This is a genomic window from Micromonospora sp. Mcm103 (assembly GCF_024519755.1).
GTDB classification, from domain to species: domain Bacteria; phylum Actinomycetota; class Actinomycetes; order Mycobacteriales; family Micromonosporaceae; genus Micromonospora; species Micromonospora aurantiaca.
This window is the reverse complement of sequence record NZ_JALJRJ010000003.1, coordinates 1-23869: the sequence shown is the minus strand read 5'-3', so window position 1 is coordinate 23869 and position 23869 is coordinate 1. Positions and strand designations below refer to the sequence as shown.

Sequence of the window (23869 nt, the reverse complement as noted above, 5' to 3'; positions counted from 1 at the left end):
CGACAGGAGCTTCCATGACCAGCACCCTCCCGGCGGCCTCCAGCGGCGCGTCGTCGCAGGCCCGGCCGAGCACCCTCGCCGAGGGCGACTACAAGGTGGCGGATCTGTCGCTCGCCGCGTTCGGGCGCAAGGAGATCCGGCTCGCCGAGCACGAGATGCCCGGCCTGATGGCGATCCGGCGCGAGTTCGCCGAGGCCCAGCCGCTGGCCGGCGCCCGCATCACCGGTTCGCTGCACATGACCGTCCAGACCGCCGTCCTGATCGAGACCCTGGTCGCGCTCGGCGCGCAGGTCCGCTGGGCGTCCTGCAACATCTTCTCCACCCAGGACCACGCCGCCGCGGCGATCGTGGTCGGCCCCGAGGGCACGCCGGAGGCCCCGGCGGGCGTGCCGGTCTACGCCTGGAAGGGCGAGACGCTGCCGGAATACTGGTGGTGCACCGAGCAGGTGCTGGCGTGGCCCGACGGGCAGGGCCCGAACATGATCCTGGACGACGGCGGCGACGCCACCCTGCTCGTCCACAAGGGCACCGAGTTCGAGAAGGCCGGCGTCGTGCCGCCGGTCGAGTCCGCCGACTCCGAGGAGTACGCGGTCATCCTCGAACTGCTGCACCGCTCGCTGGCCGAGGACGGCCAGCGCTGGACCCGGATCGCCGCCGGCATCAAGGGCGTCACCGAGGAGACCACCACCGGCGTGCACCGGCTCTACGAGATGCACCGCGCCGGCACGCTGCTCTTCCCGGCCATCAACGTCAACGACTCGGTGACCAAGAGCAAGTTCGACAACAAGTACGGCTGCCGCCACTCGCTCATCGACGGCATCAACCGCGCCACCGACGTGCTGATCGGCGGCAAGATGGCCGTCGTCATGGGCTACGGCGACGTGGGCAAGGGCTGCGCCGAGTCGCTGCGCGGTCAGGGTGCCCGGGTCGTGGTGACCGAGGTCGACCCGATCTGCGCGCTGCAGGCGGCGATGGACGGCTACCAGGTCGCCACGCTCGACGACGTGGTGGAGCAGGCCGACATCTTCATCACCGCGACCGGCTGCTTCGACGTCATCACCAACGAGCACATGGCCCGGATGAAGCACCAGGCCATCGTGGGCAACATCGGCCACTTCGACAACGAGATCGACATGGCCGGTCTGGCCAAGCGCAGCGACGTGACCCGGGAGAACATCAAGCCGCAGGTCGACGTGTGGCGCTTCGACGACGGCCACGCCATCATCGTGCTGTCCGAGGGCCGCCTGCTGAACCTGGGCAACGCCACCGGCCACCCGAGCTTCGTGATGTCGAACTCGTTCGCCAACCAGACGATCGCCCAGATCGAGTTGTTCACCAAGACCGACGAATACCCGATCGGCGTCTACGTGCTGCCCAAGCACCTGGACGAGAAGGTCGCCCGGCTGCACCTGGACGCGCTCGGCGCGAAGCTGACCACGCTCACCAAGGAGCAGGCCGCCTACCTGGGCGTCTCCCCGGAGGGCCCGTTCAAGTCGGACCACTACCGCTACTGAGTTCCACGCTCCCGGAGGGACCGGGGTCGGCCGCCGCGCGGCCGTCCCGGTCCTTTTCGCGTACGGGGGGAGTCCGGCGGATGTCGAACCGGGTGACGTTACCCGGATCAGCTTGACGTTTGCTGTGAAGAGGAGCAAGGTATGGCTGCCCTAAGTTAACTGAGGCAAGCCTGAGTACGGAGTCTCCATGTTCGCCACGTACCTGATCGGCCTACGCGAGGGCCTGGAAGCGACGCTCGTGGTCAGCATCCTCGTCGCCTTCCTGGTCAAGTCGCAGCGCCGGGACCGGCTGCCGCAGGTGTGGGCCGGCGTCGGCCTGGCCGTGGCGCTCTCCGTCGGCTTCGGCTCGCTGATCCAGTACACCTCCACCTCGCTGCTGCGCACCTCCGAGTCGCGCGAGCTGTTCGAGGCGGTCACGTCGGTCGCCGCCGTGGTGTTCGTGACCTGGATGATCTTCTGGATGCGCCGGGCCGCCCGCACCATCGCCGGAGAGCTGCGCGGCAAGCTCACCGACGCGCTCGCGGTCGGCTCCGTGGCCGTGGCCGGCATGGCGTTCCTCGCGGTCATCCGCGAGGGCCTGGAGACCGCGCTCATCTTCTACGCCGCGGCCGAGAGCGCGGCCGGCGGCACCGGGCCCGGCTCGCTGCTCGCCCTGGCCGGCGGCATCGCCACCGCCGTCGTGATCGGCTTCCTGCTCTACCGCAGCGCGGTACGGATCAACCTGAGCCGGTTCTTCACCTGGACCGGCGCGCTGCTCATCCTGGTCGCCGCCGGCATCCTCAAGTACGGCGTGCACGACTTCCAGGAGGCGGGCGTGCTGCCCGGCCTGAACGACCTGGCCTTCGACATCTCGAACACGCTCGACCCGGGCTCCTGGTACGGGGCGCTGCTCGCCGGCATGTTCAACGTCACCGCCGCGCCGACGGTGCTGGAGCTGGCCGCCTGGGTCGCGTACGCGGTGCCGGTGCTCGTGCTCTTCCTGCGCAAGCCGGCCAAGCCCGCTCAGCCCGCGGAGCCGGCCCGGCCCGCCGAGCAGGTCCCGGCCGCCGCGCCCGCAGCCGACACGTCCGACGCGCCGGCCGACGTCGCCGCCGTTCCGTCCCCCCGCGCCTGAACCACCGTTCCCGGAGGAGACCCCGCACGATGCGTACCACTCGACTCGTCGCGCCCGCCGCCGCCGGGCTGCTCGCCGTCGCCGGACTGGCCGGCTGCGGGGGCGGTGACGACGCCGACGCCACGAACGGCGGGCCGATCGCCGTCAAGGCCACCGACACCGTCTGCGAGGTCGGCGACACCGAGATCGACGCCGGTCAGGTGACCTTCAAGGTGACGAACACCGGTTCCAAGGTCAACGAGTTCTACGTCTACGCCGCGGGTGACCGGGTGATGGGCGAGGTGGAGAACATCGCCCCCGGGCTCAGCCGTGAGCTGCGGGTCGAGCTGACCGCCGGCACGTACGAGACGGCCTGCAAGCCGGGGATGAGCGGCCGGGGCATCCGGGGCGCGCTGAAGGTCTCCGGCACCGCCGCCACCGTCGCCCCCGACGCCGCGCTGACCCAGGCCACCGAGAGCTACCAGCGGTACGTGCGCAGCCAGACCGCCGCGCTGCTGACCAAGACCGAGGAGTTCGTGGCCGCGGTCAAGGCGAACGACGTGGCGAAGGCCAAGGCGCTGTACCCGGTGGCCCGCACCTACTGGGAGCGGATCGAGCCGGTCGCGGAGAGCTTCGGCGACCTCGACCCGAAGATCGACGGCCGTGAGGAGGTGGTCGAGGAGGGCATGGAGTTCACCGGCTTCCACCGGATCGAGAAGGACCTCTGGACCACCGGCGACGTCAGCTCCGACGGCGCGATCGCCGACCGGCTCCTGGTCGACGTCAAGGCGATCGTCGCCAAGGCCGACGCCGAGAAGCTCACCCCGCTCCAGCTCGCCAACGGCGCCAAGGCGCTGCTCGACGAGGTCGCCAGCGGCAAGATCACCGGCGAGGAGGAGCGCTACTCGCACACCGACCTGTGGGACTTCAACGCCAACCTGGAGGGCTCGAAGGCGGCCATCGCCGCGCTGCGCCCGGCGCTGGAGCAGCGCGCGCCCGACCTGGTGAAGCAGCTCGACAGCGAGTTCGCGAACGTGGAGGCCACGCTCGGCAAGCACCGCGCCGGCGACGGCTGGAAGCTGCACACCCAGCTCGGCAAGGACGAGCTGAAGGAGCTGTCGGACGCGGTGAACGCGCTGGCCGAGCCGGTCAGCAAGGTCGCGGCGGCAGTCGCGCGATGACCGGCCCGGCCGGCGGTGACGCGACGAGCGAGCCGAACCGCGAGCGGACCGGCCGCGGCCTGTCCCGGCGCCGGGCGATGACCCTGGCCGGCGTCGGCGTGGCCGGCGTCGCCGGGGTGGCGGGTGGCGCGGGCGCGCTGCTCGCCGGCGGGAACGAGGCATCAGCCACCGGATCCGCCGCCGGGTCGGTGCGGTTCCTCGGTGAGCACCAGGCCGGCATCACCACCCCGGCCCAGGACCGGCTGCACTTCGTCGCGTTCGACGTGATCACGAAGGACCGGGACCGGCTCGTCGCCATGCTCCAGGAGTGGACCGCCGCCGCGGCCCGGATGACCGCCGGGAAGGACGCCGGGGTGATCGGCGCGGTCGGCGGCATGCCCGAGGCCCCGCCGGACGACACCGGCGAGGCGCTCGGACTACCTCCATCGCAGCTCACCCTCACCGTGGGCTTCGGGCCGACGCTGTTCCGCGACGCGCAGGGCCGGGACCGTTTCGGCATCGCCGCGCGCCGCCCGGCCGCGCTCGCCGACCTGCCGCACTTCGCCGGGGACGCGCTCAAGCCGGAGCTGTCCGGCGGCGACCTCTGCGTCCAGGCCTGCGCCAACGACCCGCAGGTGGCGGTGCACGCCATCCGCAACCTGGCCCGGATCGGCATGGGCGTGGTGAGCGTCCGCTGGTCGCAGCTCGGCTTCGGGCGTACCTCGTCGACGTCCCGGGACCAGGCCACCCCGCGCAACCTGTTCGGCTTCAAGGACGGCACCGCCAACCTCAAGGCCGAGGACGCCGGCCTGCTCCGCGACCAGCTCTGGGTGCAGCCCGGCGACGGTCCGGACTGGATGACCGGCGGCTCCTACCTGGTCACCCGGAAGATCCGGATGCTGATCGAGACGTGGGACCGCAGCCCGCTCGCCGAGCAGGAGATGATCGTCGGCCGGACCAAGGGCAGCGGCGCGCCGCTGGGCCGCCGGGACGAGTTCGACGAGCCCGACTTCGCCGCGAAGGGCGACGACGGCGCGCCGCTCATCGCCGACACCGCGCACGTACGACTCGCTCACCCGGACGCGAACGGCGGGGCCCGGCTACTGCGCCGCGGCTACAACTTCGTGGACGGCTCGGACGGGCTGGGCCGGCTCGACGCCGGTCTGTTCTTCATCGCCTACCAGCGGGATCCGCGCCGGCAGTTCGTGCCGATCCAGACCCGGCTGGCGCGCAACGACGCGATGAACGAATACCTGCGGCACGTCTCCAGCGGGCTGTTCGCCTGCCCGCCCGGCGTACGCGACGCGGCCGACTGGTGGGGGCGGGCGCTGTTCGCCTGAGCCCGGCTCAGCGGCGTACCGGATCGGGGCCGGCGTCCGGTGCGGCGGACCGCAACCGGCCGGTGACCGGCGTGGCGGGACGCAGGGCGGCCGGCACGGCGGCCGACGCCGGGACCAGCTCCGGCCAGAGTGTGGCGGTGACCGCCCGGGCCCGGCCCAGCCGCAGCGCCGCCCGGCGCCCCCGCTCGGCCAGGACGGCGGACAGGTAGACCCAGTCCGGCGCGGCCCACGGCGGCGGCGGCGAGGTGACCGCGGCGACCTCCGCCCACAGCGCCCGGCCCAGCCGGAAACGGTCCGGTTCGGCCAGCTGGGGGAGCCGGTCCAGGTACTGCCGGACGGCCAGCGCCAGCCCGTCGTCGAACCGGGTCAGGTCGAGCGTGGCCGCCCAGGCCAGCAGCGGCGGCGGGGCCGGTGGCAGCGGCCGCCACAGCGTGGCGCCGCGGCTGTGCACCACGAGCGTGCCGGCGACCAGGTCACCCAGCCGGCGACCGCGCGGGTCGGTGAGCATCACCGTGACGCTCGCGACCCAGCTCAGCAGCGGCAGCACCAGCCCGGGCCACTCCACCGCCACGCCCACGAGCGCCCGGGTCAGCGACTGGCCCACACCCACCGGGCCGCCGTCGGCGCGTACCACCCGCAGCCCCACTGCCAGCTTGCCCACCGTCCGGCCACCGGCGAAGCGTTCCATCGTCACCGGATAACCGAGCAGGACCAGCACCATCAGCACGACCTGGAGCGCGCCGGCCAGCGCCAGATCGAGGGAGTCACCGAGCAGCGCGAGCGCCGCCATCGCCAGCACCGCGCCGAGCACCAGGAACAGCGCGACCTGGATCACGGCGTCGATCAGCAGGGCGAGCACGCGGGAGCCCAGCCGGGCCACCCGGACGTCCAGCTCCACCGCCTCGCCGCTGACCAGACCGGCGTCGCCCCAACGGGGCGGTGGAGGAGGTTGCGCGCGCACCCCGACAGTGAACACCATGGACGCCGAACGGGGGAGGGTGAGTGGATCTCGACGCGTACGTGGCCGAACACGGCGCCGAATGGCGGCGGCTGGAACACCTGACCGGGCGGCGTCGGCTCGACGCGGCAGAGGTCGACGAGCTGGTGGCGCTCTACCAGCGCAGTGCCACGCACCTCTCCGCGCTGCGCGCCCGGGCACCCGAACCGGCGCTGGTGAACCGGCTGTCCCACCTGGTCCTCGCGGCCCGCGCCCGGGTCACCGGCCGGCCCCGGCCGTCGTGGGCGGCGGTGGGCCGCTTCCTGGCCGCCGACCTGCCCGCCGCGCTCTACCGGGCGTGGCCGTGGTGGTGCGGCGTGGCCACCGCGTTCAGCGTGCTGAGCGCCTTCCTCATCTGGTTCGTCGCCGGCAACCCCGACACCGCCGCCGCGTTCGTCGGCGACGAGGAGGCCCGGCAGCTCGTCGACTCCGGTTTCGCCGGCTACTACTCCGAGTTCTCCGCGCCCACGTTCGCGTTCCGCCTGTGGACGCACAACGCCTGGCTGGCCGCCCAGTGCCTGGCCGCCGGTGTGCTCGTGGTGCCGGTGTTCTGGCTGCTGTGGCAGAACGCGCTGAACATCGGCGTGGTCGGCGGCGTGATGATCGCCTACGGCCGGGCCGACGTCTTCTTCGGCATGATCACCCCGCACGGGCTGCTGGAGCTGACCGGCATCTTCGTCGCCGCCGGGGTCGGCCTGCGGACCGCCTGGGCCTGGATCGCCCCGCCCGCGCACCTCGGACGCGGCCGGGCCCTCGCCGAGGCGGGACGGCTCGCCGCCGTGGTCGCGGCCGGCCTGGTCGGCGTCTTCGCCGTCTCCGCGGTGATCGAGGCGTTCGTGACCCCGGCGCCGGTGCCGATCCCGCTGCGGGTGGCAGCGGGCGCCGCGGTGTGGCTGGCCTTCCTGGCGTACGCGCTGGTGCTCGGCCGGCGCGCGGTCAGAGCCGGCCGAGGGACTTGAGCCGCAGATAGGTGTCGGCGACGGCCGGGGCGAGCCGGTGCCCCGGCACGTCCACCACCGTCACGCCGTAGCGCGACAGGGCGGCGCGTACCCGGTCCCGCTCGGCCAGCGCCCGCCACGCCGACGCGGCCGCGTACGGGTCGTCCGGGCCGGCCGGGGTGGCGGTGGCGAGCCCGGTCAGCACCGGGTCGCCGGCCGCCGCGAGCACCACCCGGTGCCGGGTGGCCAGCCGGGGCAGCACCGGCAGCAGCCCGTCGCCGATCGCGCCCGCCTCCAGCGCGGTGAACAGCACCACCAGGCTGCGCTGCCGCTCCCGGCGCAGCACCTCGGCGGCGATCAGCTCGAAGTCGGTCTCGACCAGCGCGGGCTGCAACGGCGCCACCGCGTCGACCAGCCGGGCGAGCAGTGCCGCACGGCCGCTGCCGGTCACCCGGGCCCGGATCTCGGTGTCCGCCGCCAGCAGGTCCACCCGGTCACCGGCGCGGGCGGCCAGCGCGGTGAGCAGCAGCGCCGCGTCGATGGCGGTGTCCAGCCGGGGCTCGTCACCGAGGCGTACCGCCGACGTGCGGCCGGTGTCCAGGACGCACACCAGGCGCCGGTCCCGTTCCGGGCGCCAGGTACGCACCAGCACGTCGGCGCGGCGGGCGCTGCCCCGCCAGTCGATCGAGCGGACGTCGTCGCCCACCGCGTACTCGCGCAACGTGTCGAACTCGGTGCCGTGGCCGCGCCCCCGGGTCACCTGCACGCCGTCGATGACCCGCAGCCGGGACAGCTTCTCCGGCAGGTGCCGGCGGGAGTCGAAGCGGGGCAGCACCCGCAGCGTCCACTGCGGCGTCGCCGGCCGTTCGGCGTGCTGCCTCGCGCCCAGGCGCATCGGCCCGAGCGACCGTACGGTCAGCGCCGCCGCCGGACGGTCGCCGCGCCGGGTCGGGGTGAGCCGGACCGGCAGCGTGGCGGCGCCACCGGGCGGCACGGTGAGCAGGCGGTCCGGCGGCACGTCCGGGCGTGCCCCGGCCGACGGCACCCAGGCGTCGCGTACCTGGGCGTACAGCGTGCGGTCGGTCGGGTTGGCCAGGTGCAGCGTGACGGTCGCGGTGCCGCCGAGGCGGACCGTCCGTTCCCCGGAGCGGGTCACCGTGAGCGCGTCCGGCGGCACCGCCATCGCCCGGTCGAGCAGCACCAGCAGCAGCACCGCCGCGGTCAGCACGGCGACGCCGAGGAACGGGGCCGGCCAGGCCGGCAGGGTCAGCGCGCCCACGCCGAGCAGCAGACCCGCCCGCCAGGTCATCGCGGCGTCGGCACGGTGGCCAGCACCGAGTCCAGCACGGCGTCCGCTGTGACGCCCTCCAGCTCCACCTCCGGGCGCGGGCGCAGCCGGTGCCGCAGCGTCGGGCGGGCGACCGCCTTGACGTCGTCCGGGGTGACGTGGTCGCGGCCGGCCAGCCAGGACCACGCCTTGGCGGCGTTCAGCAGCGCGGTGGCACCGCGCGGGGACGCGCCCAGCTCCAGCGCCGGGGCGGCCCGGGTGCCCCGGCACAGGTCCACGATGTAGCCGAGCACCGGCTCGGCCACGTGCACCCCCCGCACCTCCGCCCGGGCGGCGGCCAGGTCCGCGGAACCCGCCACCGGGCGTACGCCGGCGGCACGCAGGTCGCGCGGGTCGAAACCGGCGTGGTGCGCGCGCAGCACGCCCAGCTCCTCCTCGCGCTCCGGCAGCGGCACCGTCAGCTTGAGCAGGAAGCGGTCGAGCTGCGCCTCGGGCAGCGGGTAGGTGCCCTCGTACTCGACCGGGTTCTGGGTGGCCACGACGATGAACGGGTCGGGCAGCGGACGGCGCTCGCCCTCGACGGACACCTGCCGCTCCTCCATCACCTCCAGCAGCGCCGACTGCGTCTTCGGCGGGGTCCGGTTGATCTCGTCGGCGAGCAGCAGGTTGGTGAAGACCGGCCCCTCCCGGAACGTGAACGCGGCGGTGCGCTGGTCGAAGATCAGCGAGCCGGTGACGTCGCCGGGCATCAGGTCGGGGGTGAACTGCACCCGCTTGGCGTCCAGGTCGAGCGCGGCGGCAAGCGTCCGGACCAGCAGCGTCTTGGCCACCCCCGGTACGCCCTCCAGCAGCACGTGCCCCCGGCAGAGCAACGCGATCACCAGGCCGGTGACCACGGCGTCCTGCCCGACGACGGCCTTCGCCACCTCGGCACGCAGCCGGTGCAGGGCGGCGCGGGCGCCGGACGGTGCGGTGGTCGTGACGGGTCCGGTCACCGGGTGTCTCCTTCGCTCGGATGCGGGGCCAGGGTACGGGTCAGGGCGTCCAGGTCGCGGGCCAGCTCCAGCAGCTCGCGGTCCTTCTCCGGGGCGGGGCCGTAGAGCAGGTCGGCCATCCGTTCCGGGTCGGCGCCGACGCGCTCGGCGACCCGGGCGGCCACCTCGTCGTCGGGCGTGTCCGGGGGCAGGTTGAGCCGGGTCACGAGCCGGTCCAGGGCGGCGGCGCGCAGCGTCGCGGCGACGGTGTCCCGGGCGCCCGCCCGGCGGTAGAGCCGCGCCCGGCCGCGTACCGTCTCGGCGGACCGGACGGTGACCGGCAGCGGCTCCGACACCGGCGGCCCGAGCCGGCGGGCCCGCCACAGCACCACGAGCAGGCCGGCCAGGGCGAGCTGCACCAGGAGGGCCCAGAACCAGAGCGGGAAGGCACCCCAGAGCGGGTTCTCCCGCGGCGGGTCGGCGCGGTCGGGTGGGTCAGGCCGCTCCGACCGGCCGCTGCCGGCCGGTGCGGGCTGGTCGGTGACCGGATCCGGGGACCAGCTCGGCCCGGTCGGGGCCGGCACCGGCTCGGGCAGGTCGAGCCAGACCAGCGGGCGTCCGCCGCCGAGCAGGCCGGTGGCGAGGGCCTCGTTGCCCCACTCGCCGATCCGGTCGTTGCGGAACGGGTCGCTCGCGCCGGCCAGCACCACCTCGACCCGGCCGGGGACGCGCAGCAGCGCCCCGGCGTAGCAGTCGTCGACCTCGGCCGGCCCGTCGTAGCGTTGCAGGTCGATCGCGGCGGTGCCGGCCCGTACCGCCTCGGGCAGCCGGCACGGCGTGCCGTCGGCATCCGGCGGCACCGCCCGGGCGGCCCAGCGGCCGCCGGCCGGCACGACCGGAGTGTCCAGTTCGGCGAGCACCCGCCGGGACGGCTCGACCAGCACCAGCCGGCTACCCGGCGGCAGGGTGGTCAGCTCGTCGAGCCGGTCCGGGTGCACCAGAGCGGGCGCGGGCACGAACAGCGTGCTCGGCTCGGCCCCGGCGGTACGCAGCGCCGCCGTCAGGTCCGTCTCCCGGCGCACCGGCACGCCCTGCGTCCGCAGCGCCTCCGCGAGCCTGCTCGCGCCGTCGTCGTCGGTGGCGACCGGGGACAGGAAGCCGGGCTCGTCGGCGTCGGGCCGGTCGATCGCGTGCAGCACGAGCGTGGTCACGATCAGCAGCACGGCGAGCCCGAGCGGGACGAGCAACCGGTACGGCCGCCGACGCGGTGCCGCCGTGGTCGCCGTCGTCGTGGTCTCCGGTACGACAGTGGCGGTCACCGCGGCTCCTCCCCGGTCAGCTCGCGACTGAGGTCGGTGGCGAGTTCACGCATCCGCCGGTCGTGCGCGGCGGTGGCGGGACGCTGGGCGTACCAGAGGTCGGAGAAGATCGCGCCGGCCGCGTGCAGCGTCGGCCGGACCCGCGGCCGGGTGCGGGCCGCCGCCTCGGTCAGCTCCACGACGGTGAGCCCGGGGCGGGGTTCCACCACCTGCCGGACGACCAGGAGCCGGACCATCTCGCGCAGCCGTTCCCGGACCGCCTCGGCGTACCGGCCCTCGGCCGCCAGCCGGTCGGCCAGCCCGGGACCGGCCGCCGCCGGTTCCGGCAGCCGGGGCGCGGGCAGGCGCACGGCCGGCGGATCGGTGCGCGGCCAGCGGGCACGCCGCCGCCGGAACCGGGGCAGCCGCAGCCGGGGCAGGCGAGGACGCCGCAGCCGGGGCAGCGTGAACCGGGGCAGCCGGCGTGGCACCCAGGCCGGGAAGAAATACCAGCCCAGCGCCACCAGCAGCGCGACCGCCAGCAGGATCAGCGCGGCCAGCGGCAGCGGCACCACGTCACCGAGGGCCGCCACCGTCTCGGTCCACCACCGGCTCACCGGTGTGCCGCCAGCAGGACGGGCTCGGGCACGCCGGCCGGCGCGCGGGAGAGCCGGATGTCCAGCCCCTCGGTGCGGACCCGGGTCTCCAGGTGCAGCACCGCGTCCAGGCAGGCGAGCGCCGGGTACGCGAGCGCGTTGACAGCGGTGAAGGCGGCGATCGTCAACGGCAGCGCCCAGGCCGACACGTCGAACAGGCCCAGCATGCCGAGACCCTGGTAGACGCCCAGCCCGATGCCGAGCCGGATCAGCCACCAGCCGAGGTAGCCCAGCAGCCGGATCGCGGCGCCCCGGGCGCTGACCCGGCCGGCCAGGCGTACCGCCCGCCAGGGCGCCAGGTGCGCCGGCACCCCGTCCAGCACCAGCACCGGCACCACCAGGCCGAGCAGCGCGTACGCCGGGAACCAGCCCGGCCCGGTCAGAGCGGCGGCCGTGACGGTCAGCCCGACCAGGACGGCGGCCGGCAGCGCCACGCCGAGCCGGGCGCCGCGCAGCAACTCGGCCGGCCGTGGACGGCGCCCCAGCAGCGCTGCCCCGGCGCCGCGCGCCGCCGGGGCGCCGAGCAGCGCGACGATCGCCGCCTCGGTGCCCGCGCCGGCCGCCAGCAGCAGCCAGTACTCCGGGAGGGTGTCGCCGAACTCCACCGGCCACCAGTACGGCGGTTCGGTCTCGGCGAGCATGCGCAGCGGGTGGAGCACCGCCTGTTCGGCGAGGGCGAGCAGCAGGGCGAGCGGCACGAGCACCCGGGCCTGGTCGCGCAGCAGCAGCACGGCCGCGTCGAGCAGCTCGCCGACGGTCAGCGGACGGCGCGGCAGCACCGCGGTCGGGCCGGCGTCGGGCACGCGTACTCCTGGGCGGGGGCGAGCGGAGGTGGCGGGCGGGGCGACGCCCGGGGGATCATGGTTGCACGGCGGGTCCGCATCCGGTGGACCCGTCCGCTCCGGCGCGCCACGCTGGGCGGCCACGCCGACTTGCTGTGGTGCGCGGGGCCGCCCGGCGCTACGGTGCCGTGGAGACGCCGAACACCGAACACTCCAGACGAACGGGGATGGAACGATAAACCCCATGAGAGCCCGGGTACTCGTGGTCGACGACGACCCCGCCCTCGCCGAGATGCTCGGCATCGTGCTGCGCAGCGAGGGCTTCGTGCCGTCCTTCGTCGCGGACGGCGAACGGGCGTTGGCCGCCTTCCGCGACAGCCGACCCGACATCGTCCTGCTCGACCTGATGCTGCCGGGCATGAGCGGCATCGACGTGGCCCGCGCCATCCGGGGCGAGTCCGGCGTGCCGATCGTGATGCTGACCGCCAAGAGCGACACCGTCGACGTGGTGCTCGGGCTGGAGTCCGGCGCCGACGACTACGTGGTGAAGCCGTTCAAGCCCAAGGAGCTGGTGGCCCGGATGCGGGCCCGGCTGCGCCGGGGCGAGGACGTGGCGCCGGAGATGCTGACCATCGGCCCGCCCGGCAACCAGATCACCATCGACGTGCCGGCCCACACGGTCAGCCGCGACGGCGAGGAGGTGAAGCTGACGCCGCTGGAGTTCGACCTGCTGGTCGCGCTCGCCCGCAAGCCGCGTCAGGTCTTCACCCGCGAGGTGCTGCTGGAGCAGGTCTGGGGTTACCGCCACGCGGCGGACACCCGCCTGGTCAACGTGCACGTGCAGCGGCTGCGCGCCAAGATCGAGCCGGATCCGGAGCGACCCGAAATCATCCTGACCGTGCGGGGCGTGGGCTACAAGGCGGGTACCGGATAGCCTGGTCAGCACTGTGCTGACCTCGCTGCCCGAGTCGCCGACCCCCGCGCCCCGCCGGCTCTCCGCCGTGCGGGCGCTCTGGCTCGCCCTGACCGGCCGCGTCGCCCGGCTGGTGGCAGCCGTGCACCAGGCGTGGCGGCGGTCGCTCCAGGTCCGTGTGGTCACCATCACGCTGGTGGCGTCGAGTCTGCTGGTGGGCGGTTTCGCCTATCTGATCGCTGACAAGATCACCAGCATCCTGCTGGAGAACGCCGAGACCGACGTGCGGCTGCGGTTGAGCAACGGCAGCGAGTACGCGGCCAAGCAGTTCAACCTCTACAGCCAGCCGCAGGAGGCGCAGCTCCAGAACACCATCGACGGCACCGTCAACTACCTGGCCGGCGGCGACCCCACCCAGACCAGCGGCGTGGTGGTGGCGATCACCGCCGACAACTTCGCCGAGTTCATCGAGCCGCGGACCACGCCCGACGTGCCGGTGGACACGGTGATCGGCGACGAGCTGCGGGCCACCGTCGCCTCGGGCAAGGTCGCGCACCAGATCCGTACCGGCTCGCTCGGCGGCGAGCGGACGAAATACCTGGTCTACGGCTCTCCGGTGCCGACCAAGTTCGGGCAGGTCGAGCTCTACTACCTCGTACCGCTGGCCCGGCAGGACGCGACGGCGGCCGACGCCCGGGCCACGGTGGTCGCCACCGGCGTGGCGCTGGTGCTGCTGCTCGGCCTGCTGGCCGCCCTGGTCACCCGACTGGTGGTGACCCCGGTACGGGTGGCCGCGCGCACCGCGCAGCGGCTCTCCGCCGGTCTGCTGGACCAGCGCATGGTGGTCTCCGGCGAGGACGACCTCGCGCTGCTGGCGGCCTCGTTCAACCAGATGGCGACGAACCTGCAACGGCAGATCCTCCGGCTGGAGGAGATGTCCCGGCTGCAACGCCGGTTCACCTCCGACGTCTCGCACGAACTGCGGACGCCGCTGACCACGGTCCGGATGGCCGCCGACCTGATCTTCGCCGAGCGCGACGAGTTCGACCCGGCGGTGGCCCGCAGCGCCGAGCTGCTCCAGGCCGAGCTGGACCGGTTCGAGGAACTGCTCACCGACCTGCTGGAGATCAGCCGGTTCGACGCCGGTTTCGCGGTGCTGGACAGCGAGCCGACCGACCTGGTGCCGGTGGTGCACCGGGTCACCGAGCGGCTGGCCGGGCTGGCCGAGCGGGTCGGGGTGACCATCGAGCTGGACCTGCCGGACACTCCGGTGATCGCCGAGGTCGACCCGCGCCGCGTCGAGCGGGTGCTGCGCAACCTGGTCGGCAACGCGGTCGAGCACGGCGAGGCCAAGCCGGTACGGATCACCCTGGGTCAGGACCAGAGTGCGGTGGCGATCACCGTGCGGGACCACGGGGTCGGCCTCAAGCCGGGGGAGGAGAAGCTGGTGTTCAACCGCTTCTGGCGGGCCGATCCGTCGCGCGCCCGGCAGACCGGCGGCACCGGGCTGGGCCTGTCGATCAGCCTGGAGGACGCCCGCCTGCACGGCGGCTGGCTGGAGGCGTGGGGCGCGCCCGGGCAGGGCGCGCAGTTCCGGCTCACCTTGCCGGCCCGGGCCGGGGACCGGCTCACCACCAGCCCGCTACGGCTGGTGCCGGCCGACGCCACGGTGCCGTTCGGCGGCCCCCGCGACGGCGAGCTGTCCGCCATCGGGCCCGGCGGCGGCGTCGCCGCGCTGACCGCCGGACCGGCCGCCGGCGGCGACCACGCGGAGGCGCGGCCGTGAGGCGCCGGGTCCTGACCCTGCTGCTGACCGGCGCGCTGCTGCCGGCCGCGCTCGCCGGATGCGGCATCCCGGACGAGACCGACGTGCAGGTGGACGGCTCGGCGCCGGCCGCCGAGTCCGGGGTGCTCAACGGCAGCCCGGCCCGTCCGCCCGAACCGGCGGACAGCAGCGAGCCGGTGCCGTTCGTGGAGAACTACCTGCGGGCCGCCGCGGCCGGGGAACGCGACCAGGCGTACGCCCGGGCCCGCAAGTTCCTCGCCGCGGAGGCCCGCGACCTGCTTTCGGGCAAGCCGCAGACCAGCGAGATCGAGCTGACAGTGGTGCGGCTGCGGGAGAAGCCGGAGAGCACGCCGCCGAACAACCAGGGCACCAGCACCGTCACGCTCAAGGTGCAGCAGGTGGGCGTGCTGCGCGCCGACGGCACGCTCGGCCCGCCGGTGGCCAGCGAGACGCAGTACGTCTTCGAGCTGCGCCGGGCCGAGCCGGCCGGCACCGGCCTGCTGATCACCGAGCTGCCGAACATGCTGCTGGTCAGCGACTCTGCGGTGCGCGAGTACTACCGCCCCCGCACCGTCTACTTCTGGAACCCCGACCTGACCCGGCTGGTGCCGGACCAGCGCTACCTGCCCTCGTCGGCGCCGACCGAGCGCCGGATCACCGAGGTGATGAAGTGGCTGGCCGACCGCCCGTCGGACTGGCTGTCCCCCGCCGTGACCGGGCTGCCCGACGGCACCCAGCTGATCAACAACGCGACCGGCACGGACGGCCACTGGGAGATCAACCTCAACATGCCGGGCGCCAACGAGCAGCGGCTGACCCGGCTCGGCACCCAGCTGGCGTGGTCGCTGTCGGACCTGGACGGCCAGGTCGACCTGAAGATCCAGAACCAGAAGCGGCTCACCGTCGACCTGCGGCGGGAGCGGGTCTCGACCGCCGCCTATCCCCGCGGCGGCGATCCGATGCGGTACGCCGTCTACGACGGCGCGGTCCGTCCCCTGGCGTTCGGCGCCGAGTCGCGGGCCGCCGCGCCGCTGCCGCCCGCGGAGAACCGCAATGTGGTGTCCGCGTCGCTCGCCCGCGCCGACGACCAGGTGCTCGCCGCGCTCGTGGTGACCGGGGCGGACAACCGCAGGCGGCTCAAGGTGGGCAGTGGCCCGGAACCGGTCGCGACGCTCAGCCCCAGCGACCGGACGTTCCGGGCGATGAGCCGTCCCACCTGGCTGCGCTCGCTGAACAAGGCCCGTCCGGCGGGTCTGGTGGCGGCTGACGGGCGGCTCTACCGGTTCGACGGCACGGGCCGGATGAGCGAGATCCCGCTGTCCGTCCCCGGGCCGGTGACGGCGGTCGCCGGTTCCCTGGACGGGCACCGGATCGCGCTGGTCTCCGGCGGCGTGGTCTTCGTCGCCGCGGTGAGCGCCGACGGTGGCGGGGCCAGCCTCGGACAGCTCCGCCGGGTCACCACGCTGCTCACCGGCGTGACGGTGGTGGACTGGGTGGCGGAGAACGAGCTGGCGCTGGCCGGCAACGAGGCGGACCGGCGCTCGGCGATCCACCAGGTCAGCGTGGACGGCGCCTGGGAGACCCCGCTGACGGTGGAGATCGGCGCCCCGGTGACCCAGCTCGCCGGATATCCGGGCGGCGGCGACCGCGGCCTGGCCGCGTTCTCGTTCATGTTCGAGACGGACGGCGCGGCCTGGCGGAACAACCCGTTCGACTACGTCAAGCGGGAGCAGGTGCTCGACGTACCGGCCGGCAGCCGGGCGACGAACCCGACCGCGCCGTTCTTCCTCTACTGAGCCGCGCGTGCGTGATCTGGGCGGGCTCTGGTCGGACCTGACCGACCTGGTGCTGCCCGCCGGGTGCGCCGGCTGCGGCGCGGGATCGGTACCGCTGCGGCACGGCTTCTGCGGCGGCTGCGTACGGGAGCTGGAGTCGCTGCGTCCCGCCCCGACGAGGCCCGATCCGGCCCCGCCCGGCCTGCCGCCCTGCGTCGCGCTCGGCCCGTACGGCGGCGCGCTGCGCGAAGGGCTGCTGGCGTACAAGGAACGGGGCCGGCACGGGCTGGCCCGGCCGTTGGGCGCGCTGCTGGCCGAGGTGGTCGCGGCGGCCGCGGGGCCGCCCGGCCCGGTGACGCTGGTGGCGGTGCCCGACACCGCACGCGCCGCCCGGGCCCGCTACGGCGACCACCTGGACCGGCTGGTCCGCCCGGCCGCGGCCCGCCTGCGCGCGGCCGGCTGGCCGGTACGCGTGCTGCGCCCGCTGCGGGCACTGCCCCGGACCGACTCGGTGGCGCTGGACAGCGCCGGACGGGCCGCCGCCGCCGAGGCGGCGTTCCGGTTGCGCCGCCCGGCGGCCGGACACCGGCCGGGGGAGGCCGTCGTGCTGCTCGACGACATCGTCACCACCGGCGCCACGCTCGCGGCGGTGAGCCGGATGTTGCACCGCGCGGGAATGACGCCAAAGGCCGCGGCCGTGCTCGCCGCAACGCAAAAGCGGCACCGTCGGTGACGCTTCGTGTATCCGTTTCACCCCTTGGTGTATGAGCTGTTAAATTTCGCGACCGCCTTCGGCAACCAGGGGTGACGGGTGGCCGTACAGGAGTTAGCGTTTCGGTGTCGGGGGTAGTGAGGGTCAAACCTTCCCCCGGCACTGGAAGGAGGCGTAGCCGAACAACACCGGTCGACGCCGAGCGGGGCCCTCCCGGCGCGTCGACCGGATCTGATCCGGACCGAACGACCGTCCGAACAAGGGAGGTCACGTGGACATCGTGGTCAAGGGCCGTAACGTCGAAGTGCCGGACCATTACCGGGTGCACGTAGCCGAGAAGCTCGCGAAGATCGAACGCTACGACCAGAAGCTCATTCGCGTGGACGTCGAGTTGTTCCACGAGCGCAATCCACGCCAGGCGGACACCTGCCAGCGGGTGGAGATTACGTGCGTGACGCGCGGCCCGGTGATCCGGGCCGAGGCCTGCACGAACGACTTCTACAGCGCGCTCGACGCCGCCATCGCCAAGCTGGACACGCGATTCCGCCGCGCGGCGGACCGTCGCCGGGTACACCGCGGACGGCACGCGCCGATCTCCGTGGCCGCCGCGACCGCCGGCCTACCTGTGGCCGACCTCGACGGTCCCGGCCTGGCGGCGCTCGACGGCCACGGCACCGCCACCGCGGTCGCCGAACGCCCCGACGAGAGCGGCTACACCGAACCCGACGACCAGCCGTGGCACATCGCCCGGGCGAAGGTCCACCCCGCCGAACCGATGACCGTCGACGACGCGCTGTTCCAGATGGAACTGGTCGGCCACGACTTCTACCTGTTCCAGGACAAGGAGTCCGGCCGCCCGAGCGTGGTCTACCGGCGGCACGCGTACGACTACGGGATCATCCAGCTCGACACGTGACCCCTTGACCGGCCAGGACGGGCCCTCGCGCGGGGCCCGTCCTCAGTTCCCGTCGGTGGCGAGCCGGCCGTAGACCACCGAGTCGACACGGACGCCGTCCGGGCCGGGCAGCCGGCCGCGCAACAGCCCCTCCCGCCGGAAGCCGGCCCGTTCCAGCACCCGCTGCGAGGCGACGTTGTCCGGCCGGGTGCCGGCCCACAGCCGGGACACCCCGACGCCGAACGCCCACCCGGCGACCAGCCGGACCGTCCGGGCCGCCAGCCCGCGCCCGCGCGCCTCGGGCAGCAGGCTGTAGCCGATCATGGCCTGCCCGGTGGCCGGCTCGTCGTAGAACAGCGCGCACCCACCGACGACGGCGCCGGTGGCCGCGTCGAGGATCGCCAGGTCGGCGGCCTCGCCCGCGAGCCAGCGGCTCGCCGCGAGCCGGCAGCGGCGCGCGAGCGCCGCCCGCTCCGGCGCCACCGGCGGCACCCGGTTCGCCACCACCTCAGGCAGCGAGTGCAGCCGGTACAGCGCGTCCGTGTCCGCCGGCTCCACCGGGCGCAGCGTCACCACGCCGTCGGTGAGCCGGCCGTCCGGCAGGTCCGGCAGCAGGCGGGGGACCGGCCCGGGCGGGTCGTCGGCCAGCCGCACCCAGGCGATCAGATCCTGGCGTACGCCGTCGCCGTCCGCGCCGGCCGCCCGGCGTACGCCCTCGTGCCGGTAACCGCAGGCCAGGGCGATGCGCTGGCTCGCCACGTTCTCCGTCCGGGTGAGCAGCTCCAGCCGGGCCGCGCCGGCGGCGAACGCCCGCCCGGTCAGCAGCCGGGTGGCGGCGGTCGCCACGCCCCGGCCGCGCGCCGCCGCTCCCACCCAGTAACCGATCTCGTACGTCGCCCGCTCCGCGCTGAGCCGGGTCAGCCCGATGCTGCCGAGCAGCCGGTCGGTGGCCGGGTCGGCGATCGTGTACGCGGCCCCGCCCGCCGCCCACGCCGCGGGCGCGCCCTCGTCGATCCACAAGCGGGCGGCGTCGGCGTCGTACGGGTCGGGCAGCAGGGGCATGAACCGGCGGATCTCCGGGTCGGTGCACCCGGCCACCATGTCCGGTACGTCCGCGAGGTGGCACGGCCGGAGCCGTACGCCGTACCCCTCGATCGTCTCCGGGGTCATGCCAGGTCGCCCGGCAGCAGGCCGCCGATCCAGACGTCCTGCCGCTCGCCGCGGTGCTGGACGCCGCCGCGCAGCGTGCCCTCGACGGTGAAGCCGGCCTTCTCGGCGGCCCGCCGCGAGGCGGTGTTGCCCACGTTCGCCCGCCACTCGATCCGGGCCAGGCCGAGCGTGGTGAAGCCCCAGGCGCACACCGCGGCGAGCGCGGCCGGCAGGTAGCCCCGGCCGCGGGCGTGCGGCGCTGTCATGTAGCCCACGTCGGCCACCAGCGGGTCGTTCGGCAGCAGGCGCAGGTCGATCGAGGCGACGTACTCGTCGTCCGGGTCGGCCACGGCGAACGTCACCGCTGTGCCCCGCGCCCAGGCCGGGCGCACCAGGTCGCGCAGGAAGCCCTCGGCGTGCTCCGGCCGGTACGGGTGCGGCACCGTGGTCCAGCGGATCGTCTGCTCGTCCTGACAGGTGCGGGTCACCGCGGCCAGGTCGCGTTCCTCCAGCGCGCGCAGCCGCAGCTCGGTGTCGCCGGCGGTGGCGAACAGGACCGGCTGCGGCCGGCCGAAGACCGCCGCGCGGCGGGCCTGGAGCGTGTCCGGGCCGTAGGGGACCGGGTCGCCGGCGGCGGCGACCTCGCCGGGGAACAGCGAGCCGATCCAGCCCTCGGTCCGGCCGCCGGGGCTGGGGTCGGCCAGTCGCAGCTCACCCTCGATGCGGAAGCCGGCGCGCAACGCGACCAGCCGGGAGGCGTGGTTGCCGATCTCGGCCTGCCAGGTGAGCCGGCGCAGCTTGAGCGCGTCGAACGCCCAGCGGGCGAGCGCGCGGGTGGCGCGGACCGCGACGCCCCGGCCCCGGGCCCACGGCGCGGTCCAGTAGCCCACCTCGGCCGAGTCCCGCGCGCGGTCGACGGAGACCAGGCCGAACGAGGCGAGCAGCTCACCGGTGCCGGCGTCGCAGACCGCGAAGAGCGCAGCGGTGCCCTCGGCCCAGGCGGTGGCGCTGATCGTGGTGACGTACTCCGTCGCGTGCTCCGGCAGGTACGGGCGAGGTACGGTGGTCCAGCGCTGGATGTCCGGATCCTGGCAGGCACGGTGCACCGCGTCGGCGTCCTCCGCGCGCCACGGGCGCAGCAGCAGGCCGTCTTCGATGATCTCCACAGGCTCCATTCGAGCCATCGTGCCGGATCGTTCGCGCACGGCGTAACCCGATTAGCGGCCGGTGGCGCACGGTCGCGACGTTATGTCGGGTTCCGGAGCCCGGACCGCCGCCACCAGTGACCATCGTCGCCTCGGAGCGCCTACGATGGTTCGAGACCGTCTAGGGGAGCGTTGATCCGTGTCGATTCTGGAAAAGTTCCTTCGCGCCGGCGAGGGCCGCATGGTGCGTCGGCTGAAGGCCATCGCTGCCGCCGTCAACTCGATCGAGGACGACTACGTCAACCTCAGCGACGACGAGCTGAGCGGCATGACCGAGCAGTTCAAGGAGCGGCTCGAGGATGGCGAGACCCTCGACGACCTGCTGCCCGAGGCGTTCGCGGTGTGCCGCGAGGCCGCCTCGCGGGTGCTCGGCCAGCGCCCCTACGACGTCCAGGTGATGGGTGGCGCGGCGCTGCACTTCGGCAACATCGCCGAGATGAAGACCGGTGAGGGCAAGACGCTCACCTCGGTCATGCCGGTCTACCTGAACGCGCTCGCCGGCAAGGGCGTGCACGTGATCACGGTGAACGACTACCTGGCCGAGCGCGACGCCGCCTGGATGGGCCGCGTCCACGAGTTCCTCGGCCTGCGCGTCGGCGTGGTGCTGCCGAACCGGCCCGCCAGCGAGCACCGCGCGGCCTACGAGTGCGACGTCACCTACGGCACGAACAACGAGTTCGGCTTCGACTACCTGCGCGACAACATGGCCTGGTCGAAGGACGAGCTGGTCCAGCGCGGCCACTTCTTCGCCGTGGTCGACGAGGTCGACTCGATCCTGATCGACGAGGCGCGTACCCCGCTGATCATCTCCGGTCCGGCCGAGCACTCCGCCCGGTGGTACCAGGAGTTCGCCACGGTGGTGGCCCGGCTCCAGCCCGGCACCGACGGCGAGGGCGACTACGAGGTCGACTACGCCAAGCGCACCATCGCCATCACCGAGCGCGGCGTGGCCAAGGTGGAGGACCGCCTGGGCATCGACAACCTCTACGAGTCGGTGAACACCCCGCTGGTCGGCTACCTGAACAACGCGATCAAGGCCAAGGAGCTCTACAAGCGCGACAAGGACTACATCGTCAACGACGGTGAGGTCCTGATCGTCGACGAGTTCACCGGCCGCATCCTGCACGGCCGCCGCTACAACGAGGGCATGCACCAGGCGATCGAGGCCAAGGAGGGGGTGGAGATCAAGCAGGAGAACCAGACCCTGGCCACCATCACCCTCCAGAACTACTTCCGCCTCTACGAGAAGCTCTCCGGCATGACCGGTACCGCCCAGACCGAGGCGGGCGAGTTCAACAAGGTCTACAAGGTCGGCGTCGTGACCATCCCGACGCACCGGCCGATGGTCCGGCTCGACCGGCCCGACGTCATCTACAAGACCGAGAAGGCCAAGTTCAACGCCGTCGTCGAGGACATCGCCGAGCGGCACGAGCAGGGCCAGCCGGTGCTGGTCGGCACCGTCTCGGTGGAGAACTCCGAGATCCTGTCGCACATGCTGCGCCGCCGCGGCATCCCGCACTCGGTGCTGAACGCGAAGTTCCACGCCAAGGAGGCGGAGATCGTCGCGCAGGCCGGGCGCAAGGGCGCGGTCACCGTCGCGACGAACATGGCCGGCCGCGGTACGGACATCCTGCTCGGCGGCAACCCCGAGTTCCTCGCCGCGAACGAGCTGCGCCAGCGCGGGCTCGACCCGGTCGAGCAGCCGGAGGAGTACGCCAAGGCGATGGAGGAGATCCTCCCGACCTGGAAGCAGGCGTGCGACGTCGAGGCGGAGGAGGTGGCGGCCGCCGGTGGGCTCTACGTGCTGGGCACCGAGCGGCACGAGTCCCGCCGGATCGACAACCAGCTCCGCGGTCGCGCCGGCCGGCAGGGTGACCCGGGCGAGTCCCGCTTCTACCTGTCGCTCCAGGACGAGCTGATGAAGCGCTTCCGGGCCGGCGCGGTCGAGGCGGTGATGGACCGCTTCAACATCCCGGAGGACGTGCCCATCGAGTCGAAGATGGTCACCCGCCAGATCAGGAGCGCCCAGGCCCAGATCGAGGGCCAGAACGCCGAGATCCGCAAGAACGTCCTCAAGTACGACGAGGTGCTGAACAAGCAGCGCCAGGTGATCTACGCCGAGCGCCTCCGGGTGCTCAACGGTGAGGACCTGTCCGACCAGGTCCGCAACATGATCGACGACGTGGTGACCGCGTACGTGGTCGGCGCGACGAGCGACGGCTACGCCGAGGACTGGGACCTCGACCAGCTGTGGTCCAGCCTGAAGCAGCTCTACCCGGTCGGCGTCACCGTCGAGGAGCTGGAGGAGGAGGTCGGTTCCCGCTCCGGCATCGACCAGGACTTCCTGCTCGCCCGCCTCAAGGAGGACGCGCACGCCGCGTACGACAGGCGCGAGGAGAACCTCGGCGAGGAGGCGGTGCGCCAGCTCGAGCGCATGGTCCTGCTCCAGGTGATCGACCGCAAGTGGCGCGAGCACCTGTACGAGATGGACTACCTCCAGGAGGGCATCAGCCTGCGGGCGTACGCCCAGCGCGACCCGGTCATCGAGTACCAGCGCGAGGGCTTCGACATGTTCGCCTCCATGATGGACGGCATCAAGGAGGAGACTGTCGGCTTCCTCTACAACCTGGACGTCCAGGTCGAGGAGGCGGAGCCGGAGGCCGAGGAGGTGCAGCTGCTGGACAAGCCGGTGGAGATCCGGGCCAAGGGTCTCAACCGCGCGCCGCAGCAGCAGGGCCTGCAATACTCGGCGCCCGCCGTGGACGGCGAGGCAGGCCGGGGCGCTCCGGTGATCGAGCGGCCCGAGCAGCAGGCGCCGGCGCTCGGCATCGGCCAGCAGTCCTCGGAGCGCCCGGCCGCCACCACGCCGCGCCGTGCACCGGCCGGGGCGAGTGGCCAGGCTGTGGCCGCCAGCACCGCCCGGCGGGCGGCTCCCGGCCAGGTCGACGGCGGCGAGGGCCCGTCCCGTAACGCGCCCTGCCCGTGTGGCTCCGGCCGCAAGTACAAGCGCTGCCACGGCTCGCCCAACGGCGGCAACTGACCCCGAACGAGCGCCCCGACGGGCCCCGGCCACCAAGGCCGGGGCCCGTCCCCGTCCCCGCCCGTCCCCGCCCTACCCGCCCCGCGATCTTGCAGTTTCGGCCCTCATTGTGCCCGTTTCGTGCTGTTATCGGGGGACCGAAAGTGCAAGATCGCCGCCGGTGGAGGCGCGGGTGTGGGCCGGAGATCCTCGTGCGGCTGGTTGTTCGGCGAGCCTTCCGTCAGGCGAGACTCGCGTTCCGCGTGGTGGGATTGTTGGAGATCTTGGTAGGAAATGGCCCCTATGGGGGCCGTTTGGTACCAAGATCTCGCCGGGAGCCGGGAGCCGGGAGCCGGGAGCCGGGAGCCGGGAGCC

19 protein-coding genes are annotated in these 23869 nt (G+C 73.7%); 11 read left to right on the top strand and 8 right to left on the bottom strand.

The window, feature by feature from the left end:
* Window positions 1-14 precede the first annotated feature (14 nt).
* The 4 genes from ahcY to efeB all read left to right on the top strand — a co-directional run bounded on the left by ahcY (window position 15) and on the right by efeB (window position 5107).
* Window positions 15-1514, top strand: coding sequence for an adenosylhomocysteinase (gene ahcY, locus OC439_RS05025; RefSeq protein WP_262012437.1), 1500 nt, complete (start codon window positions 15-17; stop codon window positions 1512-1514).
* Window positions 1515-1701: 187 nt separating this feature from the next.
* On the top strand, window positions 1702-2628 hold the full coding sequence (gene efeU / locus OC439_RS05020; RefSeq protein WP_262012436.1) for an iron uptake transporter permease EfeU: 927 nt from the start codon (window positions 1702-1704) through the stop codon (window positions 2626-2628).
* A 29-nt stretch (window positions 2629-2657) separates the two neighbouring features.
* Window positions 2658-3788 carry an iron uptake system protein EfeO gene (gene efeO, locus OC439_RS05015; protein WP_262012435.1) on the top strand — a complete coding sequence of 377 codons (1131 nt, stop codon included), beginning with the start codon at window positions 2658-2660 and terminating at the stop codon, window positions 3786-3788.
* Window positions 3785-5107 (top strand): iron uptake transporter deferrochelatase/peroxidase subunit, encoded by a 1323-nt coding sequence (gene efeB / locus OC439_RS05010; protein ID WP_262012434.1) that lies wholly within the window; start codon window positions 3785-3787, stop codon window positions 5105-5107. The genes efeO and efeB overlap by 4 nt, the downstream gene beginning before the upstream one ends.
* Window positions 5108-5114: 7 nt before the next feature.
* On the opposite strand, the gene OC439_RS05005 is transcribed toward efeB, so the two are convergent.
* Complete coding sequence (locus tag OC439_RS05005) at window positions 5115-6068, bottom strand: RDD family protein (protein ID WP_262012433.1); 954 nt, start codon at window positions 6066-6068, stop codon at window positions 5115-5117.
* A gap of 41 nt (window positions 6069-6109) precedes the next feature.
* Between OC439_RS05005 and OC439_RS05000 the strand changes: the two genes are divergently transcribed.
* On the top strand, window positions 6110-7063 hold the full coding sequence (locus OC439_RS05000) for a stage II sporulation protein M (protein WP_262012432.1): 954 nt from the start codon (window positions 6110-6112) through the stop codon (window positions 7061-7063).
* Here OC439_RS05000 and OC439_RS04995 read toward each other — a convergent pair.
* The 5 genes from OC439_RS04995 to OC439_RS04975 are packed head-to-tail and all read right to left on the bottom strand — an operon-like array spanning window position 7041 to window position 12061.
* A complete protein-coding gene (locus OC439_RS04995) occupies window positions 7041-8351 on the bottom strand; it encodes a DUF58 domain-containing protein (protein ID WP_262012431.1) in 1311 nt (436 codons plus the stop codon). The two genes, OC439_RS05000 and OC439_RS04995, sit on opposite strands and share 23 nt — an antisense overlap.
* The gene (locus tag OC439_RS04990) at window positions 8348-9325 is read right to left on the bottom strand and encodes an AAA family ATPase (RefSeq protein ID WP_194798463.1); all 978 of its coding nucleotides are present in this window, start codon (window positions 9323-9325) and stop codon (window positions 8348-8350) included. The genes OC439_RS04995 and OC439_RS04990 overlap by 4 nt, the downstream gene beginning before the upstream one ends.
* Window positions 9322-10623 (bottom strand): DUF4350 domain-containing protein, encoded by a 1302-nt coding sequence (locus OC439_RS04985; RefSeq protein WP_262012430.1) that lies wholly within the window; start codon window positions 10621-10623, stop codon window positions 9322-9324. Before OC439_RS04985 ends, OC439_RS04990 begins: the two co-directional genes overlap by 4 nt.
* Window positions 10620-11219, bottom strand: coding sequence for a DUF4129 domain-containing protein (locus OC439_RS04980; protein ID WP_262012429.1), 600 nt, complete (start codon window positions 11217-11219; stop codon window positions 10620-10622). Before OC439_RS04980 ends, OC439_RS04985 begins: the two co-directional genes overlap by 4 nt.
* The gene (locus tag OC439_RS04975) at window positions 11216-12061 is read right to left on the bottom strand and encodes a hypothetical protein (RefSeq protein WP_262012428.1); all 846 of its coding nucleotides are present in this window, start codon (window positions 12059-12061) and stop codon (window positions 11216-11218) included. Before OC439_RS04975 ends, OC439_RS04980 begins: the two co-directional genes overlap by 4 nt.
* 223 nt (window positions 12062-12284) lie before the next feature.
* Here OC439_RS04975 and mtrA point away from each other — a divergent pair, with 223 nt between their 5' ends.
* From mtrA to hpf, 5 genes are all read left to right on the top strand, one after another.
* Entirely contained in the window at window positions 12285-12974 is a 690-nt protein-coding gene (gene mtrA / locus OC439_RS04970; RefSeq protein ID WP_088969953.1) for an MtrAB system response regulator MtrA, read from the top strand.
* A 13-nt stretch (window positions 12975-12987) separates the two neighbouring features.
* The gene (mtrB, locus tag OC439_RS04965) at window positions 12988-14739 is read left to right on the top strand and encodes an MtrAB system histidine kinase MtrB (RefSeq protein ID WP_262012427.1); all 1752 of its coding nucleotides are present in this window, start codon (window positions 12988-12990) and stop codon (window positions 14737-14739) included.
* Complete coding sequence (locus OC439_RS04960; RefSeq protein WP_262012426.1) at window positions 14736-16535, top strand: LpqB family beta-propeller domain-containing protein; 1800 nt, start codon at window positions 14736-14738, stop codon at window positions 16533-16535. Before mtrB ends, OC439_RS04960 begins: the two co-directional genes overlap by 4 nt.
* Window positions 16536-16542: 7 nt before the next feature.
* Complete coding sequence (locus OC439_RS04955) at window positions 16543-17247, top strand: ComF family protein (protein ID WP_262012425.1); 705 nt, start codon at window positions 16543-16545, stop codon at window positions 17245-17247.
* A gap of 250 nt (window positions 17248-17497) precedes the next feature.
* Entirely contained in the window at window positions 17498-18142 is a 645-nt protein-coding gene (gene hpf, locus OC439_RS04950) for a ribosome hibernation-promoting factor, HPF/YfiA family (RefSeq protein ID WP_091418726.1), read from the top strand.
* 42 nt (window positions 18143-18184) lie between these two features.
* On the opposite strand, the gene OC439_RS04945 is transcribed toward hpf, so the two are convergent.
* On the bottom strand, window positions 18185-19291 hold the full coding sequence (locus OC439_RS04945) for a GNAT family N-acetyltransferase (RefSeq protein WP_262012424.1): 1107 nt from the start codon (window positions 19289-19291) through the stop codon (window positions 18185-18187).
* The gene (locus OC439_RS04940) at window positions 19288-20445 is read right to left on the bottom strand and encodes a GNAT family N-acetyltransferase (RefSeq protein WP_262012423.1); all 1158 of its coding nucleotides are present in this window, start codon (window positions 20443-20445) and stop codon (window positions 19288-19290) included. Before OC439_RS04940 ends, OC439_RS04945 begins: the two co-directional genes overlap by 4 nt.
* Before the next feature lie 169 nt (window positions 20446-20614).
* Between OC439_RS04940 and secA the strand changes: the two genes are divergently transcribed.
* Complete coding sequence (gene secA / locus OC439_RS04935; protein ID WP_262012422.1) at window positions 20615-23515, top strand: preprotein translocase subunit SecA; 2901 nt, start codon at window positions 20615-20617, stop codon at window positions 23513-23515.
* Window positions 23516-23869: the final 354 nt, after the last annotated feature.